The organism is Vibrio sp. Vb0598 (assembly GCF_033338935.1).
In the GTDB taxonomy this organism is placed as follows: domain Bacteria; phylum Pseudomonadota; class Gammaproteobacteria; order Enterobacterales; family Vibrionaceae; genus Vibrio; species Vibrio alginolyticus.
Genome location: NZ_JAWOTP010000320.1, coordinates 1 through 1,020 on the forward strand (window position 1 = coordinate 1; position 1,020 = coordinate 1,020).

The 1,020-nt window shown below is 48.0% G+C and carries 1 protein-coding gene; it reads right to left on the reverse strand.

Annotated features, from left to right (window positions below):
* The coding region (locus tag R7Q38_RS24985; RefSeq protein WP_318114752.1) for a heavy metal sensor histidine kinase at nt 1-1,020 on the reverse strand (1,020 nt) is incomplete at both ends.

The window sequence follows — 1,020 nt, forward strand, 5'->3', positions numbered from 1 at the left end:
TTGCACGATAGATTGGGTAATCGACAAACCCAACCCTGCACCGACGCTACCTACATGTTGGCGAGATTTATCTGCGCGATAAAACCGGTCGAAAAGGTACGGTAAGTTTTGCTCGGCAATGGTGTCACCTTGATTGCTGACCGATATCGTCACCTGTTCATCAACCTCTTGAACGTCAATCACAATGGTTGAATCAGCATACGCATGACGAATCGCGTTGGAGAGCAAATTGCCCACCGCACGCTCAAACATGTTTTTGTCCATATAGAGCTGACCGTCGCCTGAGCTCACGATTTGCACATCGGCATCTTCGGCCAATATTTCAAAATACGCGACCAAACGGTCGATTTCCTCCTGCACCGCAAACACTTCGTCATGGCGATGAATGAGCTTGTTTTCAGCCTTGGCAATGTAGAGCAAATCGTTGATGGTTTTCGTGATGCGGTTGAGTTCTTCCAACGTTGAGGCAATCGCATCCTGATACTCTTCAGGCGTTCGACACGCACCTAAAATGACCTGATTTTGCGTAGTAATGTTGGTGAGTGGCGTTTTTAACTCATGTGCTATATCAGAAGAAAACTCGCTCAAGCGGCGAAAACCAGTTTGCAACCTATCGAGCATCGCGTTGTGTTTGTTGGCTAACTCGCGCAGTTCTATTGGCAACGAATCGGGGTCGAGACGAATGCCCATTTGCTCTGGTGATATCTGTTGAATGTGCTGATTCAATCCCACAATCGGCTTCAACCCACGTTTTACCATCCAACCGCTCAACGCGGAAGAAATCACAAACGCCAAACCGAGCGCCCAAAACAAAATCCAGTCGAGCTTATCCAAAAACAAAATATGGTGGTTGATACTCATGCCGAGCACCACCTGATACTCCCCAGCTTGAAACGCAAACGCACGAATATTCAGCGAGTCCTCACTCCATTCGATGGCACGCTCGTGATTTAAGACCTGAGGAGAGCTAATGCTGTAGGCTCGGTTCTGAGGAATCGTCAGGCTCGAATTCTGATAGAC